Raw genomic sequence first — 2,076 nt, 5'->3', positions numbered from 1 at the left:
CTCGATTGCTCCTTGATAGCAACTGCAGAGCCCGGGCGCGTCCGGCTGGGGGTCGTTGCCCGCTAGCCCGGATTTCTCAGTGCGCCCCGAGGGCGCGGATCACCAGTGGAGGAGGGTTCCACCCAGATAGTAGTCGGTTTGATCTGGTAGCTGGCAAGCGGCTTGGTCGGGTAACCGGCCGGGCTGAAGCCTTGCGACAAAGACCGCCTTGGGCGGTTGAGCAATCCGACGGGCCGTAACGCGAGTGAAGCCTGAGCAGGCCTCGAAAGTGAAGTCGCGGATGCCGACCCGGCTGAGAAACGGGGAAGGCCGCGTGGGACAGGGAAGCAACCGACACGAGCACCTGTCGCGATCCGCCGAGGTAATTGGGCACGGCACGCCGGAAGGGTGATCCGGGTAATCGGGGGATACCCGCAACGGGCGGAGGTTGCGCCTCCAACGCCGCAATCGGCGGCGGCCCGGGCGGGGGTTGGACAGGGTCATAGTACCGCTGAGGCCGGGTAATGCCGGCGGAGGGAAGGGCCCTGACTTCTGGTGTGCTTCTAACGAAGACGAGGATCGGGGATTGGCGATGAGCCTGACAACCCCAATGAGCATCCGGACCCTTCAGAGGAAGCTGTATTGCAAGGCGAAGGCGGAACCGGCGTACCGCTTTTACCTGCTCTACGACAAGATCCATCGCCATGACATTCTGGCTCATGCCTGGGCGCTGGCCCGCGCTAATGCGGGCGCGCCTGGGGTGGACGGGATGACCTTTGCGGGGGTCGAAGCGATAGGGTTGGAGGAGTGGCTCGCCGCGATCAGGAGGGACCTCGTCGCGAAGATCTACAGGCCAGCCCCGGTGCGGCGGGTGATGATCCCAAAGCCCGGTGGCGGTGAGCGGCCGCTCGGCATCCCGACAATCCGGGACCGCGTGGTGCAGACCGCCGCCAAACTGGTGCTGGAGCCGATCTTCGAGGCGGAACTCGACCCTGCGGCCCACGGCTACCGGCCGGGGCGGAGCGGGGCCGATGCGATCAAGGCGGTGCATGTCCTGCTCTGCCGGGGCTACACCGACGTGGTGGATGCCGATTTGTCGAAATACTTCGACACGATCCCGCATCAGGATCTGATGCGGTCGGTTGCGCGGCGCATTGTCGACCGGCACGTGCTGCGGCTGATCAAGCTGTGGCTCAAGGCGCCGGTCGAGGAGCGCGATGAGGACGGGACGCGGCGCATGACCGGAGGCAAGAACAGCAAGCAAGGAACGCCGCAAGGCGGCGTGATCAGCCCGCTGCTCGCCAACCTGTACATGAACCGCTTCCTAAAGCATTGGCGCAGCACCGGGAGGGGCGAGGCGTACCGAGCGCAGATCGTTTCTTATGCCGACGACTTCGTCATTCTCAGCCGCGGACACGCGGCCGAGGCACTGGCGTGGACGGGCAGGGTGATGACCAAGCTCGGGCTTGCGCTCAACGAGATGAAGACCGCGACCCGGGACGCCCGGCGCGAACGCTTCGACTTCCTTGGCTACAGCTTCGGCCCGCACCACTACCGGAAGGACGGCCACTGGTACCTTGGAGCGAGCCCGTCGAAGAAGAGCGTGCTGCGGCTCAAAGCCAAGGTCAGCGACATCCTGGTCCCCGGAAACCTGGGCGCCTGGCCCGAGGTGCGTGATCGGCTCAATCGCCTATTGCGAGGCTGGAGTACGTATTTCGGCCATGGCACTCGGCTGCCGGCATATCGGGCGGTGGACAATCATGTCTACGACCGTGTCCGACACTTCCTGGTGCGACGTCACAAGGTGCCCTCGCACGGCACCCGCCGCTTCCCGCGGGAGGCGGTGTTCGGCGTGCTCGGAGTGCTCCATCTCCGACGCGTCCATTTGGGACCGCCGCCGTGGGTCATGCGATGAAGCCAGTCGGAAAGCCGGATGCGGGAAATCCGCACGTCCGGTTTGATGAGCGGGGACGGGAAACGGGGCGGCACGCCGCCACCGCGCTCGTCCTCGACTCTACCGGTGTCGGAGGAATTGGACGGTTTGAGGCCGGTTGATCGCGGCGTGTGCAACTTTGCCAATTCTGAGGAGCGGAGGAC

General features: G+C 65.3%; 1 protein-coding gene. It reads left to right on the top strand.

All coding sequences use genetic code 11. The annotated features are described in order from the left end of the window. Window positions 1-571: 571 nt before the first annotated feature. Window positions 572-1,894, top strand: coding sequence for a group II intron reverse transcriptase/maturase (gene ltrA, locus JOZ76_RS03950; RefSeq protein ID WP_291697321.1), 1,323 nt, complete (start codon window positions 572-574; stop codon window positions 1,892-1,894). Window positions 1,895-2,076 lie beyond the last annotated feature (182 nt).

Source organism: Bradyrhizobium sp. (assembly GCF_019244115.1).
Lineage (GTDB): Bacteria > Pseudomonadota > Alphaproteobacteria > Rhizobiales > Xanthobacteraceae > Bradyrhizobium.
Note: the sequence above shows the minus strand (reverse complement) of the source record. Positions and strands in the feature narration are given on the sequence as shown.